Here is an 18846-nt window from a genome sequence, read left to right on the forward strand (position 1 = left end):
TAAATTATCTGATCATAAAATTCGATAATTTAATATTTTAGATATTCTATTGATTAAAAAAATCCCATAAAGTTTTTACGTACAAACACAAATAGGGAATTTACTTCAACTCCTCTGGAACCTTCTGCAAAATGGGAACCAAGAAATCCCTAATTCTCTCTTGCTTTGTCGAAAATAGATTTTGATACTTGCAGAAGGAAGGTATATTTTGGAACCATTCTCAAATCCCTCAGATGCTGAAACTCCACTGACAGGAGACACAACAGATCCTTCCTTTTTCATCCAATTGCCTAAGAATATCGCCAGTTACTCGATGACTTCTCAGGCCATATTGGAAGAACTTCGAGTGCGCCATAGAAGACTCGAGATGCATGGTAGCGCAGAAATCACCCCCTCCCTTCTTTTGACCGTTGATTCCATTCCTGAATTGCTCTCCAAACAAGTACAACTCACCGAAGTACATAGATCACAGTCAGCCATTACCGAAGCATTTAAGGAACTGGCTGGTCTTACGGAACACAACAAAGAACCAGTAGTTTATTTTTATCCCTTTTTTTTGCAGGTTGATCAAAAACTTGCGATGCGCATCAGCATGATAGCACCACAAAACAGAGAGAAGACGGATATTGTTCCTTTTCGTCGTGCTTGTTTTAAATATAGCATCGATCTAATCGATCTACTTTTCAAAAATAGAGCAAATAGAGAATTTGTTTTAGAAGAAGAAGATCCGGGGGCTAGTTTAGTTCGAACGGACCAAAAAGGAAATACTTATTTTTTTCCAATCAAACTCAGCTACGAAACAGAGCTCGAATTGATGATCCGGAAAACTATGGAATCTTTTGGATACATTCCCATGAAAGATTTTATCCAGGATGTAATCACAAGAGGAAAAGAAACTGCCAAACTTGTGGAGATCATTCCAGGTTATCATCTCATTTTACCAAATGGATTACATGACCCAGAATATGCCCGCCATCTAGTTGTCCAACTTGATGGACTCAAAAATTTTTCCTTTCCCTATCTCAAACGAATTGCTAACGAAAATAAATATATTGGTTTTTTAGAAAAGCTTACCCAACTTGAGACTATAATTCCAAACAAAACAGAAGAACTACTCAAAGTTGGAAGTCACCTTATCCCACAAATGACTGCTTTAATCGAAGAATTTCCTTTTGATAAAATCACAACGGAGGAAGGGAAACGGGTCAGTTCTTCGATCAGAGAAAGCCTTATCATTTTAGATAAACTTTCGAAACGATTACGAGAACAAAAAAAAGAAGATGCCGAAGAAGCAGTTACAACTCTCATCAAATTTTTGGGAACCAAAATCGAAGACAACACAGCAAATACTCTCACCCTTACCAAAATAGATTTGAATGCAGAAATAAAATCCTTAGACCTAAAAACAGAAAAGGAAATCGCAAGTGCCATATCTAAAATAGTTTCATCCCTTTCTGAAACCTATGGTTGTCTGGTGATGAAAGAAGATAGTTTCCACATTCTCTTTGCCTTAGATCAAAAAAAACTTTCTAAAGTAGAAGCAAATACCTTAACATTGGCAAAAACTGATTCGAATTATAGAAATGAACTTCCGATACTCGACCAAATCCGTGTGATCTTAAAGAATCGATCCGATGAAAATATCGATAAAGAAGAAATTCCAGAAAAAGAATTCGAGGAAGAGCGGGATAAAAACCAAATTACTTCCAATGAACCTCGGATCTCTTTTTCCGCTCTCCAAGAAAAAATTCATGTGCCCATCGGAGTTTTTAGTTTTTTAGCATTAGCATCTTTAACAACTGTAGTTTCCTTGTTCCTTGGTTCTTTGGAATACATTGTGAGTGGCTTTATCATTAGTTTCCTTGTAGGACTTTCGTTAGGTTACCTCTATAGAAACGATACAAAAAGAAAACAAGTGCCTGAAAAACAAACAACCACTTCTCCTAAAGAGAATCGATCACTCGGGATCGCAAAAGTAGCAGAAGGTTTTATTTATCCTAAAAAGTTCAATAGCATTGCTGAAAAAGTTTATGATTTCAAACGCTTACGAAATCATATTGAAGACTGCGTGGAAGATATCAAAACTCAACTTCCAGCAGTAGATCAAAAAAAAGATACCAACAAAATTGTTGCAGAGATTGAACATGCAATTTTACAAATTTCAGTGGTGATGAAAATCCCCGAAGCCATTCAATTAAAAAATAGACCTAAGGAACTTATTCTTTCAAAAGCAGACTTTCGCACCATTTTATTTCGAACCCAACTCGCAGAATACTATCGAAAAGAAGCAAGTATCTACAAATCAGACCGTGACCAAATGGATTACATTCAGTTTATCATTCGAGAATTAGAATTTGGCTATAATAAATATCTGAAATGACAAATCTGGTTTTATGAAGTCTTTTATTTACAAAACACTAATGCTCCTTTTTCTCACCTCTCTAGTTTTACAATGTAATAAAAAAGTAGTAAATGCGGAAGAATGGATTTTAGAACATAAAGAAGACCGTGTCCTCAATCTTTCCAACAAAGAATTTGGAGTTTTACCAACATCGATTGGAAATTTGACAAAGGTAGAAGAACTCACTCTCCAATACGATTCACTAAAAGAACTTCCAAAAGAAATTGGGAACCTCAAACAATTAAAGATCCTGAATCTTTTTGGAAACCCCCTACAAACTTTACCAGAAGAAATCGGGAATTTGGAAAACCTCGAAGTTCTCCTTCTCGGAAGAACGGAACTGCGAGAGATTCCGCTGGTCATAGGCCGTTTGCAAAATTTGAAAACTCTGGCACTGGATGAAACCAAAGTACAACTAACAGAAGCTGATGTAGAAGTGATCGCTTCACTCCCCCATTTGGAAATCCTTGATCTAAGCCTTATGCGAGAATACAAAACTCTCCCCAAAAACCTGGCAAAGTTAAACCATCTCAAACAACTTGTTTTACAAAAAACCCTTCTGGAAAAATCGGATGTGGTTAGGCTTCGGGACGAACTCCCTAAGGTCAGAGTCAAACTCTAGAGTTACAGATATTTTTTCCGTTTTCTCTTTGGCCTAGACCACAAACATTGGTCTTACTATGGCCAAACCAGAAACGGAAAATCCCTATTCTAAAACGGTTCTCCTACCACAGACCAACTTTCCCATGAAAGCCGACCTGGCAAATCGTGAACCAGGTCAAATTAAAATTTGGAAGGAGAAAAAAGTCTTCCAAAAGATGAAGGAAATTCGTAAATCCAAACCTTCCTTTGTTTTACACGATGGACCTCCTTATGCCAATGGAAATTTCCATGTAGGCCACTCTCTCAATAAAATTCTAAAAGATATCATTGTTAAATCCAAAACTCTTTCTGGTTTTCAAACCGATATGATTCCCGGTTGGGACTGTCACGGTCTTCCCATCGAAGTACAGGTGTTAAAAAATCTTGGGAAAGAAGCAAGGAACACAAGTCCTAGTGAACTTAGAAAAAAATGCCGTGAGTATGCAGCCGAATTTGTTGGAAAACAAGGCGAAGACCTAAGTCGTTTTTTATGTTTCTGGGAAGAAGGAAACAAATACCTAACGATGGCTCCAGAATTTGAAGCAAGGATCGTAGAAGTATTTGGATCCTTATTTGAAAAAGGATATATCTACAAAGGGAAAAAACCTGTGTATTGGTGTATTGATTTGGCAACAGCTCACGCAGAAGCAGAGATCGAATACCAAAATCATGTATCCCCTTCTATCTATGTAAAGTTTGCAGTAAAAGGCGAAAACGATACTTATTGCCTGATCTGGACCACTACTCCTTGGACACTTCCCGCAAACCTTGCAATTTGTTTTAATGAAGAATTGGACTACTCTCTGTTCCAATCCGATACCCACGGAAGATTGATCTTAGCCGATGGATTAAAAGAATCAGTTGAACAAAAAACAGGAATCACCCTCACAAAGATCAAGTCTTTGTCCAGTGCCGACCTAAAACAAATGACCTTCTTACACCCGTTTATCGAACGTGAATCTATTCCTCTCTTTGGAAATCATGTCACCTTGGATGCGGGAACGGGTTGTGTCCATACCGCTCCAGGCCATGGAACCGATGACTATCGTGTGGGAACGGCGGCAGGTCTTCCTCCTCTTTCTCCAGTCGATGATTACGGTCGTTATACGGACGAATTCGAAATGATGAAAGGAATTAAAATTTGGGATGCCAACCCAAAAATTGTAGAACTGCTAAAGGAAAAAAATGCACTCGTCCATTATTCAGAATTCACTCACTCCTATCCCCATAGTTGGAGGAGTAAAAAACCGCTGATCTTTCGTGCAACTCCACAATGGTTTTTTTCCATCGACCATGCAGGTCTCAGAGAAGAGTCCCTAAAGGCCATCGACAAAGTACAATGGATTCCTGATTGGGGGATCACTCGTATCCGTTCTATGGTGGAATCTAGACCTGACTGGTGTTTGTCGAGACAAAGGAACTGGGGAGTCCCGATTCCTTCCTTTACATGTAAATCTTGTGGATTCACTCACCTAGACGACAAAACAATAAAACACTTTATCCAAATTGTTAAAAAAGAAGGGATCGAAGTTTGGTATGAAAGAGATGCAAAAGACCTTTTGCCAGAAGGAACCAATTGTACGAAATGCGGATCAGATGATTTAAAACAAGACAAAGACATTTTGGATGTTTGGTTTGATTCTGGAGTTTCCAGCTTTGCTGTGTTTGGTGATTCTCTTGACCATGAACCAGCTGATTTGTATTTGGAAGGTTCCGACCAACATAGAGGATGGTTCCAATCTTCTCTTTGGCCTTCAATGGCGATCAGAAAAAGACCTCCTTACAAATCTGTTCTCACTCATGGATATGTGTTAGATGAAAAAGGCCACGCCATGTCCAAATCCCTCGGAAACGTGATCAATCCAACAACTGATATCATCAACCAATACGGAGCCGATATCCTTAGGCTTTGGGTTTCTACCCAAGATTTCCGTGACGATGTCAAAATTGGAAAGGATTCCATCAAAACGGTAGCAGAAGCTTATCGTAAAATCCGAAATACCTTCCGTTATCTATTAGGAAATACTAAAGCAGAAGTTCTTGGCTGGAAACTAAAAAAAGAAGATATAGAATCAATTGATAAATTCTACCTACATAAATTGGCCAAACTAAATGAAGATGTCAAAAAATTGTATGAGAACTACCAATTCCACCTGGTGTATCATCGGGTTTTAGTTTTCTGTACGGTAGATTTATCCCAAGAATACTTTGAAATCATTCGGGACAGAATGTACTGTGATGGTAAAAATTCAAAAACAAGAAAGTCATCTGAATATGTTTTGGCCGTTATTTTAGAAACTTTAACCAAAATTCTTGCCCCCATCCTTTCTTTCACTACAGAAGAAGTTTGGACAGAATTTGGGTTAAAAGATTCTGTTTTTTATTCTGATTTTTCAGACTTATCTTCTTGGATTGATTCCGACTTAGAATCCCAATTTATACCAGTCTTTGAAACCAAAGAGGTGGTTCAAAAAGCATTAGAAGAAGCAAGGAAATTAGGAAAACTCGGGAAGTCACTGGAGGCGGAAGTTTTGATCTCTGGAGATACCCTGAAAGACACAAAGTTTTCCAAAGACGACCTAAGCCTATTCTTTGTGGTATCGGAAGTTTCCTTCGATAAAAAGGAAATTGGTGAAGTGTTCTCGGAATGGAAAGGAGAAAATGCTTCGATTCAAATCCTTAAACCACACCATCATGAGTGTCCAAGATGTTGGCGACATGTTTCCGAAACAGAAGGAAAACTTTGTAAACGTTGTGAAGATGTGGTTTCAAAACTCTAAAAGTAAACTGCAGTCAAAATAACTGCAAAGAACAAACTCTAGACAAAAAAAACGATGGGTGTTTTTTAAAAAATCAAACAGCCATCGTTTTTTTTATCTTATACGATTTGTACTCTATGCAAAAGAAATCGCTTCAACAATCTAAAGTTTGGTGATAAAATCTTTAAGTGGATTTTTTTCGAATCTTCCTAAAAAACCTTCCCAATATAATATCTGCTTCCGGCAATTTAGTAATTCCTGCCATAACAAAATAGATGATCACTGCAGGGAGAATGGAAACCACAAGACAAATCCGACTCACATTTGCAAAACCGAGTCCTAAGCCATCGGAAAGATAGGTAACTAAGATGGGTTTTACTGCCCATTCAGAAAAAACCAACCAAAGGAAAAGTCCAAAGAGGGCCGGCATCATTTTCAAAATGCGAAACCAAACAGTAAGGAAAGGAATTTTTACCTGATGGGATTTCAGATAATACAATAATAACGAAGAGGTCACAGAAGCACTGAGAGCTGAGGCCAAAGCAATGGCAGAATGTTTCAAAAAGAACATAAGCCCAATACTTACGAGGACACTTAAGAAAAAAGATACCAATTGGATTCTTAAGGGAGTTTTTGTGTCAGAAAAAGCATAATAGGAAGAAACCAAAACTTTATTGATGCTATAAAACGGAATCGCAAAAGAATAAAAGACTAGTGGATAAAAAGCAGTGATCGTAGCCAAGTGGTCCCAACGCCCTCCGAAATATATCGAATCCAAAACCGTTTCCCCAAGAACCGCCAAACCAACGCTTGCTGGTAGTGTTAAAAAAAATGCGAATGCCAATACATCGGAAATTTCTTTTGGAACATTATCTTCTCTTCCTTCGCGAAGGTCTTTCAATAGGGAAGGCAAAATGGTAGTCGCAAGTGCCACTCCAATGATTCCTGTAGGAAGTTGTACTAGTCTTTGAGAATAATCCAAACTCACCACTGCTCCAAGACCTGGGTTTTGGTTCTGAATGTAGTTAGCTAAAAAAATATCTACAAGAAGCCCGATTTGATAAAAACTTCCTCCAAGGGCAGCCGGTAACATGAGTTTAAAGATTTTACGAATGGCTGGATGTTTCAAATTCAAACGAAAGATGGGGCCATATCCATTTTTGTAAACATACCAAGCTTGGACTAGAAGCTGTAAAACCCCTCCCGTTACAATTCCATAAGCAAGAACAAATACTTTTTCCCGAATCTCATGATAAAAAGGAAATATAAAAACAAAAACAACCAAATAACTAAAGTTAAGAATGATGGGAGAGAGAGAAGGTACAAAATAATTATGATGAGAGTTGGAAATCGACATAAAAATCGAAGATAAACTGGCAGTCATAATGAGAAAAAACAAAACTAACGAAAGTTCAACGACTAGTGCTCCATATTCAGGAGACCCACCCACAAGTGCCGGCAAAAAACCAGCAGCAAAAAACCAAAACATAGCTACAAATAAAGACAAACAAAGGAAAAGGAAACTAAGAACAGTTCCTGCCATCACACGAGCTTCTAAAACTCCTATCTTTTCATATTCAGAAAATATCGGCATAAAGGATTGGCTAAGTGTTCCTTCCGCAAGTAAGTTCCGAAACATATTGGGAAGACGGTAAGCCACGCTAAAGGCTGAGGCAACCATACCTGTTCCAAAACTAACAGCCATAAAATGGTCACGGACAAGACCCAATATTCGGGATAAAAAAGTGTAAAAAGAAAGAGCAAGTGACCGTCGGGTACTTGACTCATTTCCCTTGGCTTGTTTTGTCATAAGACCAGGTTTTAGATGGGATTCAATTTTTCAAGAAAACGGATGGAACCACTTGGACTCATTTGGAACTGAGTGGAACATCCGGGACATTCATGTTTTCCAAATTTTTGGATTCGTAATCTTGTCCCACAAACTTCGCATTGGATGATACGTTCCACTGCTTCCAATTGTTTTGTTTTCGATTGGATGTAACTTGGGATTGTGATTGGTTTTTCTTGGATTTCGGGATTTGTTTTATAAACAGCAAATCGTCTTTCTAACTCGTGATTGAGAGTGTCTTTAATTTCCAACCGAAGGCTATTGAGTTTCTCTTCTAATAACGATTCCATAGGAGAAGAACTTTTTTGTGAAATATTCTGATTTTCTTCCACTTCTGGAATGGATTCCAACTGAGAAATCGGTTCTTTTGGACCAGTGGAAGGATCACTGCCCTTGGATTTTCCGGTAAAATAAAATCGAATTTTATTTTCTTCATTTAAAGATATGGGACTAATCTTTGTTTCCGAATCGGAAGATTTTGTTTCAGTAGGTTCTGAACGTCTGAGTTCGGCCCGTAACAAAAAAGACTCCGCTTGGGTATGGTCACGAAAGATCGGCAATTTATCAAAAAGTCCCACAAGGCCAAGTACATCTTCAACTTCTTGTTTCACTCCGTAAATAGAATACACTGCGCCCAGTTTTCTGGTTTGTTTATGAATTTTAACCAATACACTGATTCCATTGGATGTGATAAAATCCAATGCACCAAATTGAAATAAAAACTTTCGATACCCCTTATTCAGTTGCGATTCGAAATAACGATAAAAATCTTCGGCACTGGTTCCATCCAAACCACCTTTCAACTGAATGGAAAATACTTTGTCTTTTGGTTCCATAATCTATCCTAAAAAGATCGCATCGCGAATCGGTGTTTGGCGGGAATCTGGAGAAACATTAGAAACAAGAGGTCCTTCGGACAAAATTTCAACACCACTCTCTTCGGTAGCAGCAGTCACCTGACCTGAGTTCTCTGTTAAATCCACAACCGGTTCCATTTCCGATACTTTTCTTTCGACTGTTTTTTTCTCAAATAAAGGAAGGTTCGAAGATTCTTTTGGGGTTACAAAAGAATCTCTTGCAACTAACATTGTATAGACCACAAAAGCACCTGTTAAAGCCAAACTGACAACGAAAGCAAATACAACATAATTAAAAACCATCCATTCCACTAGTTTCCATTGGTTTTCGAAGAGTAAACCTAAGTTCCCTCTTTCATACACTAAAATCACAAGGCCCGTTACATCGAGTGTTCCAGGTTTGTACAGAGGAGAAGTAAGTCTTACTGTATTGGATTTGGCAAGTGGCAAATAAGAAAGAACCCATTCAAATCCAGACCGAACTTTCGGATCTCGTTTGGAATTTAAAACGGGATTCTCTCCGTTTTCTGGTTCTGACCATTCCCATTTTTTCATCCGAATTCCTTTTTTGAAAAAGGTGGAATGGAGTAGATCCTCATCCGGTTTTCTTTTTTTTAATTCCTCAGGGGTGTAAATGGTATCAGTGGAGACAAGAAGAGTGGCATCACTAGAATACAAACTAATCTTTTGAATTCGAAACTCTTCCGGATCATTTTTGGATTGTTCCACATAACGGTGAAACATTTTTTCAAGTTCCACATAACCTTCGTTCTGCAGTCTTTGTTCTGAACTTTTTGCAAGTGCCAAGGTTAAGTCGCGAGCTCTATGATCAGAAACAAACTGTTCTTGGGTGAGAGCATTTTGCAAAGATTCATAAAAAGTCCAAACCACTGCACTGAGTGCCAAGGTTTCACAGAGGAAAAAGAAAAGAATAAAGGACAGAAAAAAACGTGAATATTTCATAGATCCCCTTTATACCTTTCGGCCAAATCTCAAGATTTACAGAGGAAAATACAAAGGAATTTAAGGGAGTTGGTCTATGAATGTTTGCGTAAAATTTAGGACAAACTCCTTTCTTTTCTTCGGGAAATCCTTATCTTTTCCCAACCGGAGAAGGGAGGTCATGTCCTCTGACTTTGCTCCACAAGGATTGATGAGAGAAAAGGTAGAAAGATTGTTCAAACCATTCAATGCGAACCCGAAGCTTGTGAAATAGGACTTAGCATAGATCCCTTCCGAAACCAATTTTCGTTTGGGTTCTTCTATTGTATAAAGGCCTGGTGATTTGGGGTTTTCTTCCACAGACAGATCCCAGGTTTTCTGAATCGAAGCCACCAAACTTTGGTTTAAGATCCGTAAAAATTCACCCAAACTTATATTTCGTTTTTTCAAATCAATATGAAGGTATCCAACAATTTGTCCCGGTTCATGGGCGGTAAAATCCCCTCCTCGAGACAAAGTGACAAGCTCCACCCCAAGGGAGGAAAGGATAGCGGGCGAAACTAAAAGATTTTCCGCTTTCGCACCTATGCCCCCTGTCAAACATGGTCTGTGTTCTAAAAAGAGCATGGATTCCCTTCGATTTTTCCTGGAATTTTCCTGGAATTTCACGTATCTTGTGTACGAAACAATCGAAGGAAATAGGTAGGAAGGAAGTCCTTTTCGATGGAGAAACTTTGTCATGCGATCCTTTGGATCCTCGAAAAATCACCCAATGGGAGAGCCCGCCTGGATTTGGCGAAATTGCTCTACTATTCGGATGGTGTTCATTTCCAAAAACATGCGGAGATGATCACAAGAGGAGACTATATCCACTTAGAAGACTCCCCTTACCCCGTCAAACTGAACGAAGCACTTTTATTTTTGAAAGAAAAAGGCCATATCGATGCCATTCCCAAAATTGAAGGAAATGGAATCCAAGGGTTCACCTTGCGGTTCTTAAAACCAATGGAAGGCCTCGTCCTTTCTCGGGAAGACAAACGAGTGATGATGAAAGTGGTAGAAGCCTTCCGTGGCCGAGTGGTGGATGAAAACCGCCATTATCCCAATTTATATGAAAACTATGTAGTCACACCGCTTTTCGATGCCATTCCCTTTTCTGTGGAAAGGATCAATACGAAAATCCATGTTCTTGTACAAAAAAGCCTTTTGAATCTATCAGGCAAAATGTTTAGAGTTTTATTTGAGAGGTCAGAATGATCATCACTGTTTGCAAAGGCAAAGTCCATAGAGCCGTCGTCACTGAGGCGGAACTCCACTACGAAGGTAGCCTCACCGTAGACCAAGACCTTATGGATTTGGCCGGAATGAAGCCCTATGAACAAGTAAGCGTAGTGAACGTCAATAACGGAGCACGGTTCGAAACCTACCTGATTGTAGGAGAACGGGGTTCTGGAACCATTTGTTTGAATGGGGCAGCGGCAAGGCTTGGAATGAAAGGGGACAAAGTCATCATCATCACCTATGGTCAGGTGGATGAAAAAGACCTTCCAGCAGATTACAAACCAAAAGTGGTCTTCGTGGATGAGAACAATCGCCCGAAAAAAGCCTAATTTCCCTAATTTTTCCAAGGCTTTTCTTCGATACTATCTGTATAAACCAAATTGGTAGTCGGAACATGAACAAAACAATATTTGCCATTTCATTCACCCTGCTCACTTGTGCTCTCTTTGCCCAAGAATCGGGGAATACCCAAGGGACACAAAACGCCGTTGCCTCTTCCAAAGACAACCGTGACTTGTATCCTCTCTCTATGTATGATACAAGGATTCGCCTTAAAGGTGTAAACTTTGTTAGGCGACATGCTGATACAGGAAAAGGCGAATTTTTAGATGTCCAAGTGGAATTAGAATCTAGAGTTCCAGATAACCAAGAATATGCGATCTATGTTCTTGCTGGATTTGAAGGAGACCGTTCCAATCCAGATGAAAGAAAACTCATCCCCTACCCAGCTTGGAGAAAAGCAGATCCAGAAAAGGATGAAAGAACTTTATACTTTTCCAATGTAATGCCTACGCCAGTGACTGCCAAAGAAATTTGGGGTGAAGAAACATACGCAAAGAAAAAAGCAGAAGTAGAAAAACGCCATTACGCAGGATTTGAAGCAGAAATGCCAGAGCCAACGTTTACAGAAGTCGTGGATTACCTATGCAAAAACAACGCAAAAGCACTTCCATTCACTCTCTTTGGAGAAACAGGTCCTTCCAAAGACAAACAAGTAGTGTATAATTATGTGGCACAAACAGAGGATGAGAAAAAACGCCAAGTGCATGAAACTCTTCCCAAACATACATATACAATCTACAATAACAAGTATCGTACGACGATCACAAGCCACCACTACACACAATACCGTCCGAACTTCCTTTCTTTCAACAAAGTAGCAGTTTTGGTTTTTGATACAAAAAAACCAACCAACAGCCTTCTTTTTAGAAAGTTCATTGATATCTCTGACTTAAAGATTACTTATTAAGTTTTTTCCAAGACCAGGTTTGGTCTTGGATTCCGACAACTGGCCTTTAGAAATCCATTTGGATTTTTAGTGGTCAGTGCCTTCCGGGCGGATGGGGGGAAATTGTTCCGAAGCCCTTACCCTCCACTCGTCTTCCGGATGGTTCAAATGCAACCAACCATTCGCAAAATCCCAACGACCGTCCAAATCCAAAAAATCCCAGAAAATTGCCTGGTTCATGTATTTATAGGTGTCGAGGAGATCGAGTAGATCCCTTTGTTTCCTTGGAGAATTTTCCATTCTGCTCCAGTTTCGTTAGGATACCCGCCGGGTCGACGTTTTTTATGGACAAATCCACTCGGATCTGCCGAAAATGATACCAGACCATGGCGATCACAAAGGAAAAAAAGGCTGATTTCAACGACAAACTGGTAGATTTCAAAAACTACCTAGAAGAGCTGAAAAAAGAGGCGAATATATACAAAGTCCAAGCCAAAAAAAGTAAGGACATGGAACCTTATTTTAATCTTTCTTTAGCGATTAACTCCATCAAAACAATTAACACCTGTATTGTGATTAATGAACTTTCCACTGCCATCTTAGAAATCAATAATAACAACTATTTAGAAACAGCTAGAAAGGAAATTTATAACTGTATTTCCTATATCGAAAAAACTGTGGGAAATAACGTGGACGGTTCCCTTTCCGAAAACAAAGAACAATTGGCAAAGATTGAAAGGTTTACTCCCACACAAAGACTCAACCTAATCAAAGGCCTTCTCCAAGCCATGAAAAAGACGATCACAGCATTTGGAACCAATTCCAAATGGAAATGGTCTTGGCCAGACATCAACTTTCGAGTGGCTGCTTGTACAAAGAATCTTTTTGACTTCATTGCCTATGAAAGGGAACAAGATTTAGAAAATCCGTATTACTACATCCGCAAAGAACACTTCAATCTTGTCATTGAACTTGCTAACCAAGCAGCCCAGGATTATAGGACAAAATTTGAAATGTCTACACAAGATTCCACAGATTTGAAACATTCTGTAGAAATGTTAGAGATGAACCGCAAAATTTTCCAAATTACTGGCGAAAATGAGGATTTGGAAAAAACAAAAACACTCATTGAGTCCTTCCAACAAAAGATTACCGATCTCGAATCGGACGATAAAAAGAAAAAAAAGAAACAATAATCGACGTTTTTCCCCAGAATCCCCAGTCTAGTTTATAGAAAGGGCAATACTTTTCAAAAGGAGATTTCGAAATATGGCACTAACGGAAGTCACAGACGCCAATTTCAAAGCAGAGACTGCTAAGGGCGTTGTACTCGTGGATTGTTGGGCGGAATGGTGTGGACCTTGTCGCATGGTGGCTCCTGTTCTTGATGAATTATCACAAGAAATGGCTGATATCAAAATTACTAAGTTAAATGTTGATTTCAATCAGAAGACGGCTCAGGAATTGGGAATCCAGTCCATCCCTACCCTTCTTCTCTATAAAGACGGAGTTTTAGTAGATAAAGCAATTGGTGCTTTACCAAAACCACAAATTAAAAAATTTATAGAAAATCACAAGTAGGAAATAAATTATCCCCTAATGGTCAGTTCTGAACCGAATGGTTTTACCGCTCTCCCTAGAGGGGGATATTTAGTCGATACATCCGAAGGGTACATCCAAATTGGATCCCCTCCGGAAACAATTAAAGACACCATGGGGCTCGAAAAGAAAACCCCGTTGGTGTTTGTCCTTCCCAATAAGTTCTTTCATGTCGAAAAAGGGATCTCCATAGCGGAGTTAGAATTCCCCATTTACTTTAACTTCTTCTTTCGCGGCGGAAAAAAAACCTTTATCGTATGTTCTCCCGAACAAAAAGAACAGCTAACCATTGTTCTCGGGGAATCCCTTATGGGACCACAGGAACTCAACCTAGCTTCTGAGTTTATTGATGGAACGATGAGTTTTGGTTTCCCTGACATCAAAGCCGAGATGGCACATTTCCGTAGTTACAAAACTATGGAGGAAGTGGTTGAGTTTGTTCTCTTTGATGAAAATCATAAAGCCAAGTTTGGGAAAATCACAATTGAACAACTTCCCTCCAATGAATTTCTAATTGTTGATGGAGAAAAACATATCAAAACTCCAGGTGAAGTTGACTTTCATGTGAAGTATGATATCGGAAAAAGGTTAGAAGAACCTTTCCAACCACCTCTCATAGGAATCACTTGCCTAGGTCCCTCGCACGGTTTTGATCCCACAGACAATACTTCTGGATTTATCATTTGGCTGAATGGCCAAGGGATTATGGTGGACCCACCTGTCAATTCCACCGAGTGGTTACGGGAATCCAATGTCAATCCTAAGTTTATCAACTCCATCATCCTCACCCACTGCCATGCCGACCATGATGCAGGAACATTCCAAAAGATTTTAGAAGAATCTAAAATTACGATTTATGCAACTGCCACAGTGATGGAATCCTTTCTCAAAAAATATTGCAGTCTAACAAAGATTCCGCGAAGAGAAATCACAGACCTATTTGATTTTATTCCCGTTGTCATTGGAAGGCCGACCATCATCAACGGTGGTGAATTTTATTTTCATTACGCACTCCATTCCATTCCTTCTGTGGGATTCGAATTCTTTTTCCAAGACCAGTCTTTTTATTATACTTCTGATCATTTAAATGATCCGGAGGCATTGGAAGAAATGTACAAAAAAGGGGTATTTCCTGAAACGAGATACCAATTTCTAAAAGACTTCCCTTGGGATCGTAAAATCATTTATCACGAAGCCGGTGTTCCTCCCCTTCATACCAAGATTAGTTACCTTGCTTCCCTTCCGGAAGAAGTGCAAAAACGAATTACAGTCTATCATATTGCAGCCAAAGATATGCCTGAAGGAACCAACTTAACACTTGCTAAGTTTGGAATTGAAAATACTTTATATCCGGAAATCACTCCCCCAAAACACCAAGAGGCTTTTCAACTTTTAGAAATACTTTCACAAATAGATATTTTTTCGGGATTCCCAATCGAGAAGGCCAAAGAATTTTTACAAATTGTAAAAGAAGAAAAATTTCGACGTGGGGAACAAATCATTAAAAAAGGAACCCATGGAGACCGGTTCTTTATCATTGCTTCAGGGAATGTCCGTTTTGAAGGACTATCAGGTGATCCAACGGCTGTTAAACGATATGGAACCTATGAATACTTTGGGGAAGCTTCCCTAATTTTGGATACGGCTCGCCAAGCCGATGTATATGCGGAAACCGATGTCCTCGCCCTCACAATTGAAAAAACCAGATTTTTCCAGTTCATTCGTGGATCCAAACTCCACGAAAACCTCACCAAATTGAATAGCATCCGTGAAACCAATACTTGGAAAACCCTCACAGAATCTCAAACCTTCCGTGGGCTCACAAGCTACCAAGTCACCCAACTCGAACTCATTCTCAAACTGGAAACAGTAAAAAAAGAAGCAGCCCTCATCGAAGAAGGCCAAACCTTTCACAATGCCTTTATCGTAAGATCGGGAACGGTTGTGGTCATGCAAAACCACAAAACCATTCGGGAACTGGGTGCGGGAGACTTTGTTGGGGAAATCTACTCCCTCACCAAAAACCTTCCTTCCAATTTCAGCTTTGTGGCCTGGCCGGGAACGGAACTCTATGTCCTTTCAGAAGAAGATGCCATCCAGTACATTAAGAAAAATCCGGGTGTCTACATGAAGCTGAACACTGTTTATAATTGACCTCAATTCGCCATTTTTGTAACATTTCCATATCAAGGAGTCACAAATCATATGGAGCGTATCCTCCCCTTTACTGAAGAACACCATCAATTCCGCGAGATGGCTCGGAAATTTTTTGAAACAGAAGTAAAACCACACCACGAAGAATGGGAAAAAAATCATATCGTACCCAAAGAAGTCTGGAGAAAGGCAGGCGAAAACGGCCTACTTTGTCCCGATGTCCCCACAGAATACGGTGGCTCTGGTGCCGACTTTCTTTATAACATCATTATCATCGAAGAATCTTCTCGCGTAGGAAATAGCGGATTTTTTATCTCCCTCCATAATGACGTGATTGCCCCTTATATCTCAACGTATGCCAGTGATGAACAAAAGAAACGTTGGCTGCCTAAATGTGCTTCCGGTGAATCCATCCTTGCTGTTGCAATGACAGAACCTGGAGCCGGGTCTGATCTTAAATCCTTACGAACCAGTGCCATCGACAAAGGTGATCACTTTGTTGTGAATGGACAAAAGACATTTATCTCCAATGGACAACTCGCTGACCTCATCATCACTGCCGTCAAACACGACAACGGAACCATTTCCCTTGTGATGATTGAAGAAGGAATGAAAGGTTTTGAAAGAGGACGTAACTTAGATAAAATCGGACTCAAAGCCCAAGACACTTCTGAACTGTACTTCAATGATGTGATTGTTCCGAAAACAAACCTCATCGGTAAACAAGGACAAGGTTTTCGTTACCTAATGCAAAAACTAGCACAAGAACGATTGGTTCTTTCTGTGGCTGCAGTCGAAGCAACAAGGCTTGTCCAATCCTTAACCCTACAATACATCAAGGAAAGAAAAGCCTTCGGACAAAAAATCGGCTCTTTCCAAAATACAAAATTCAAAATGGCGGAAATGGCAACGGAACTAGAAATGGCACAAGTGTTCTGCGACAAAGTGGTCATGGAACATATGAAAGGCGAAAATACAACTGCCGAAGCGTCTATGTGTAAATGGTACACAACAGAGATGCAAAAACGCCATACTGATGAATGTTTACAATTCTTTGGTGGATACGGTTATATGATGGAATACCCAATTGCAAGAGCTTACCTCGATGCAAGGATCCAAACCATCTATGCAGGAACGACTGAGATTATGAAAGAAATCATTGGACGCAGTTTGGGACTTTAGTTTCAAGCAGACCCATGAGTTTCCATTTTCAAAACTTAGATTCAAAAACTCTTATGAAAAACCCGGCACATTTGGCCGGGTTTTTTCGTTTACGATCGACCCTTTGGATTCACAACGAGATCAGTCTTTGTCTTTATTGAAACCTGAAACCAAAACCAGTCAAGAACCGTATCTTATTTACGAATCGAAATACTCATTGTGCAAATCACAAAAATGATATAACCTATGAATATGAACGATTCTAACTAAACTTCAGAGCCGTCTACCGCACCTACTTCTTGTGTTTCCTTTCGTAAATCCGTTGTGAGACGCATGGAGCAAAAATGAGGTCCACACATCGAACAAAAATGGGCTTTTTTCATTCCATCTTGTGGAAGGGATTCATCATGATAGGAACGTGCGAGTTCTGGATCAAGGGAAAGTGCAAATTGATCTTCCCATCGAAATTCAAAACGAGCCTTACTCAGTAAATCATCCCTTTCTTTGGCACCAGGATGGCCTTTGGCAAGATCGGCAGCATGTGCTGCAATTTTATAAGCGATCACCCCATCCTTTACATCTTGTTTGTTCGGAAGTCCTAAATGTTCTTTTGGCGTCACATAACAGAGCATAGCTGTCCCGTACCAAGCGATCATCGCAGCTCCAATGGCAGAGGTGATATGATCATATCCAGGAGCAATGTCTGTGACAAGAGGCCCGAGTGTATAAAAAGGTGCTTCCATACAAATCTCTTCTTGGAGACGAACATTTTCCTGGATGAGATGCATGGGAACGTGGCCCGGGCCTTCTACCATTACCTGGACATCATCGGCCCATGCACGTTTTGTCAGTTCCCCCAAGGTCTTTAGTTCCGCAAACTGAGCTTCATCATTGGCATCATTGATACAACCGGGCCTGAGTCCATCTCCCAAAGAATAGGAAACTCCGTATTTTTGCATAACCTTTGAGATTGCATCAAAATGTTCATAGAGAAAGTTTTCTTTTTTATGGTGGTTACACCACTTTGCAAGGATGGAACCACCCCGAGACACAATCCCTGTGATTCGTTTGTCTGTTAAGTGGATATAATCACGAAGGACACCAGCATGGATGGTAAAATAATCAACACCTTGTTCGGCTTGTTCTTCTAAAGTTTCTAAAAATACATTGATGTTTAAATCCTCTACTTTTCCTTTTACCTTTTCCAAAGTTTGGTAGAGAGGAACGGTTCCAATCGGAACGGGAGAGTTTCGGATGATCCATTCTCTGGTTTCATGGATATTTTTTCCGGTAGACAAATCCATCACCGTGTCTGCTCCCCAATGTAAGGACCACCTGAGTTTTTCCACTTCATCTTCGATAGATGATAAGATAGCCGAATTCCCAATATTGGCGTTAATTTTCACAAGGAACTTTTTACCAATGATCATCGGCGCAAGTTCCGTATGACGTTTGTTTGATGGGATAATCGCTCGACCAATTTTCACCTCATTCAAAACAAATTCAGGACTCATTCCCTCCCTTTTTGCTACATACATCATTTCTTCTGTGATGATATCTCTTTTGGCATAATAGAGTTGGGAAAAATTCTGATCGCCTCTCGATTCTCTGGTTTTGATCCAATCCTTTCTTAATTTCGGAATGCCTTTTTTATAATCGTACTCGTTTTCATGGATACAAAACATACCTTCCGTTCGGTAAGCTTGAAACTTTGTATTGTTAGAAAGGGTAATGGTCGTTTCTGGAATGCTGATGGGATGTGTGGAGTTTGTTTCCATGATGAGTTTTCCTTAGCCGGAACCGACCCAATGGAACGAACTAACAAAAAGGAAAAGGATGTCTCAAATCTAAAAACTGAAGGGATTGACACCTAACATAGATTTTAGCTTTTTCTCGTTTCCCTTCGCAAGCATTACCAGGATCAGGTTTAAAAGGGTATTTCTCAGCCAACCCCCTGCTCTAATCTTTTCAAA

The 18846-nt window shown here is 39.7% G+C and carries 16 protein-coding genes; 10 read left to right on the forward strand and 6 right to left on the reverse strand.

The genetic code is table 11. The annotated features are described in order from the left end of the window. Positions 1–208 precede the first annotated feature (208 nt). The 3 genes from CLV96_RS16255 to ileS are packed head-to-tail and all read left to right on the forward strand — an operon-like array spanning position 209 to position 5823. The gene (locus tag CLV96_RS16255) at positions 209–2380 is read left to right on the forward strand and encodes a hypothetical protein (protein ID WP_040917304.1); all 2172 of its coding nucleotides are present in this window, start codon (positions 209–211) and stop codon (positions 2378–2380) included. Positions 2381–2393: 13 nt separating this feature from the next. Next, positions 2394–3023: a leucine-rich repeat domain-containing protein gene (locus tag CLV96_RS16260; RefSeq protein ID WP_035982794.1), complete on the forward strand. Its 630-nt coding sequence runs from the start codon at positions 2394–2396 to the stop codon at positions 3021–3023. Between the two features lie 58 nt (positions 3024–3081). Beyond that, entirely contained in the window at positions 3082–5823 is a 2742-nt protein-coding gene (ileS, locus tag CLV96_RS16265) for an isoleucine--tRNA ligase (RefSeq protein WP_004786231.1), read from the forward strand. 163 nt (positions 5824–5986) lie between these two features. Here the strand turns inward: ileS and murJ are convergent, their stop codons facing one another. Genes murJ through lipB form a run of 4 tightly spaced genes read right to left on the reverse strand, consistent with a single transcriptional unit; the run spans position 5987 to position 10191 of the window. Next, positions 5987–7612 carry a murein biosynthesis integral membrane protein MurJ gene (murJ, locus tag CLV96_RS16270; protein ID WP_004786213.1) on the reverse strand — a complete coding sequence of 542 codons (1626 nt, stop codon included), beginning with the start codon at positions 7610–7612 and terminating at the stop codon, positions 5987–5989. Between the two features lie 11 nt (positions 7613–7623). After that, positions 7624–8487, reverse strand: coding sequence for an STAS domain-containing protein (locus CLV96_RS16275; RefSeq protein ID WP_004785292.1), 864 nt, complete (start codon positions 8485–8487; stop codon positions 7624–7626). A gap of 3 nt (positions 8488–8490) precedes the next feature. Continuing rightward, the gene (locus tag CLV96_RS16280) at positions 8491–9471 is read right to left on the reverse strand and encodes an LIC_12071 family protein (protein WP_004786375.1); all 981 of its coding nucleotides are present in this window, start codon (positions 9469–9471) and stop codon (positions 8491–8493) included. Positions 9472–9531: 60 nt separating this feature from the next. Next, entirely contained in the window at positions 9532–10191 is a 660-nt protein-coding gene (gene lipB, locus CLV96_RS16285) for a lipoyl(octanoyl) transferase LipB (RefSeq protein WP_004786762.1), read from the reverse strand. Between lipB and CLV96_RS16290 the strand changes: the two genes are divergently transcribed. From CLV96_RS16290 to CLV96_RS16300, 3 genes are all read left to right on the forward strand, one after another. Continuing rightward, positions 10174–10707 carry a type II toxin-antitoxin system antitoxin SocA domain-containing protein gene (locus CLV96_RS16290; protein ID WP_004787699.1) on the forward strand — a complete coding sequence of 178 codons (534 nt, stop codon included), beginning with the start codon at positions 10174–10176 and terminating at the stop codon, positions 10705–10707. The genes lipB and CLV96_RS16290 overlap by 18 nt on opposite strands. Further along, on the forward strand, positions 10704–11060 hold the full coding sequence (gene panD / locus CLV96_RS16295) for an aspartate 1-decarboxylase (protein WP_004785828.1): 357 nt from the start codon (positions 10704–10706) through the stop codon (positions 11058–11060). Before CLV96_RS16290 ends, panD begins: the two co-directional genes overlap by 4 nt. 65 nt (positions 11061–11125) lie before the next feature. Further along, positions 11126–11980: a hypothetical protein gene (locus CLV96_RS16300; protein ID WP_004786580.1), complete on the forward strand. Its 855-nt coding sequence runs from the start codon at positions 11126–11128 to the stop codon at positions 11978–11980. 66 nt (positions 11981–12046) lie between these two features. Here the strand turns inward: CLV96_RS16300 and CLV96_RS16305 are convergent, their stop codons facing one another. Next, complete coding sequence (locus CLV96_RS16305; RefSeq protein ID WP_004787634.1) at positions 12047–12259, reverse strand: hypothetical protein; 213 nt, start codon at positions 12257–12259, stop codon at positions 12047–12049. An 86-nt stretch (positions 12260–12345) separates the two neighbouring features. On the opposite strand from CLV96_RS16305, the gene CLV96_RS16310 reads away from it, so the two are divergent. From CLV96_RS16310 to CLV96_RS16325, 4 genes are all read left to right on the forward strand, one after another. Then, entirely contained in the window at positions 12346–13155 is an 810-nt protein-coding gene (locus CLV96_RS16310) for a hypothetical protein (RefSeq protein ID WP_004784823.1), read from the forward strand. Positions 13156–13228: 73 nt separating this feature from the next. Next, the gene (gene trxA / locus CLV96_RS16315; protein ID WP_004786415.1) at positions 13229–13540 is read left to right on the forward strand and encodes a thioredoxin; all 312 of its coding nucleotides are present in this window, start codon (positions 13229–13231) and stop codon (positions 13538–13540) included. Positions 13541–13558: 18 nt separating this feature from the next. Further along, positions 13559–15712: a cAMP/cGMP-dependent 3',5'-cyclic-AMP/GMP phosphodiesterase gene (locus tag CLV96_RS16320; protein ID WP_004787527.1), complete on the forward strand. Its 2154-nt coding sequence runs from the start codon at positions 13559–13561 to the stop codon at positions 15710–15712. Positions 15713–15763: 51 nt separating this feature from the next. Beyond that, a complete protein-coding gene (locus CLV96_RS16325) occupies positions 15764–16894 on the forward strand; it encodes an acyl-CoA dehydrogenase family protein (RefSeq protein WP_004787102.1) in 1131 nt (376 codons plus the stop codon). A gap of 245 nt (positions 16895–17139) precedes the next feature. Here CLV96_RS16325 and thiC read toward each other — a convergent pair whose 3' ends face one another. Beyond that, on the reverse strand, positions 17140–18651 hold the full coding sequence (thiC, locus tag CLV96_RS16330) for a phosphomethylpyrimidine synthase ThiC (protein ID WP_004785437.1): 1512 nt from the start codon (positions 18649–18651) through the stop codon (positions 17140–17142). Positions 18652–18846: the final 195 nt, after the last annotated feature.

Source organism: Leptospira meyeri (genome assembly GCF_004368965.1).
In the GTDB taxonomy this organism is placed as follows: Bacteria; Spirochaetota; Leptospiria; order Leptospirales; family Leptospiraceae; genus Leptospira_A; species Leptospira_A meyeri.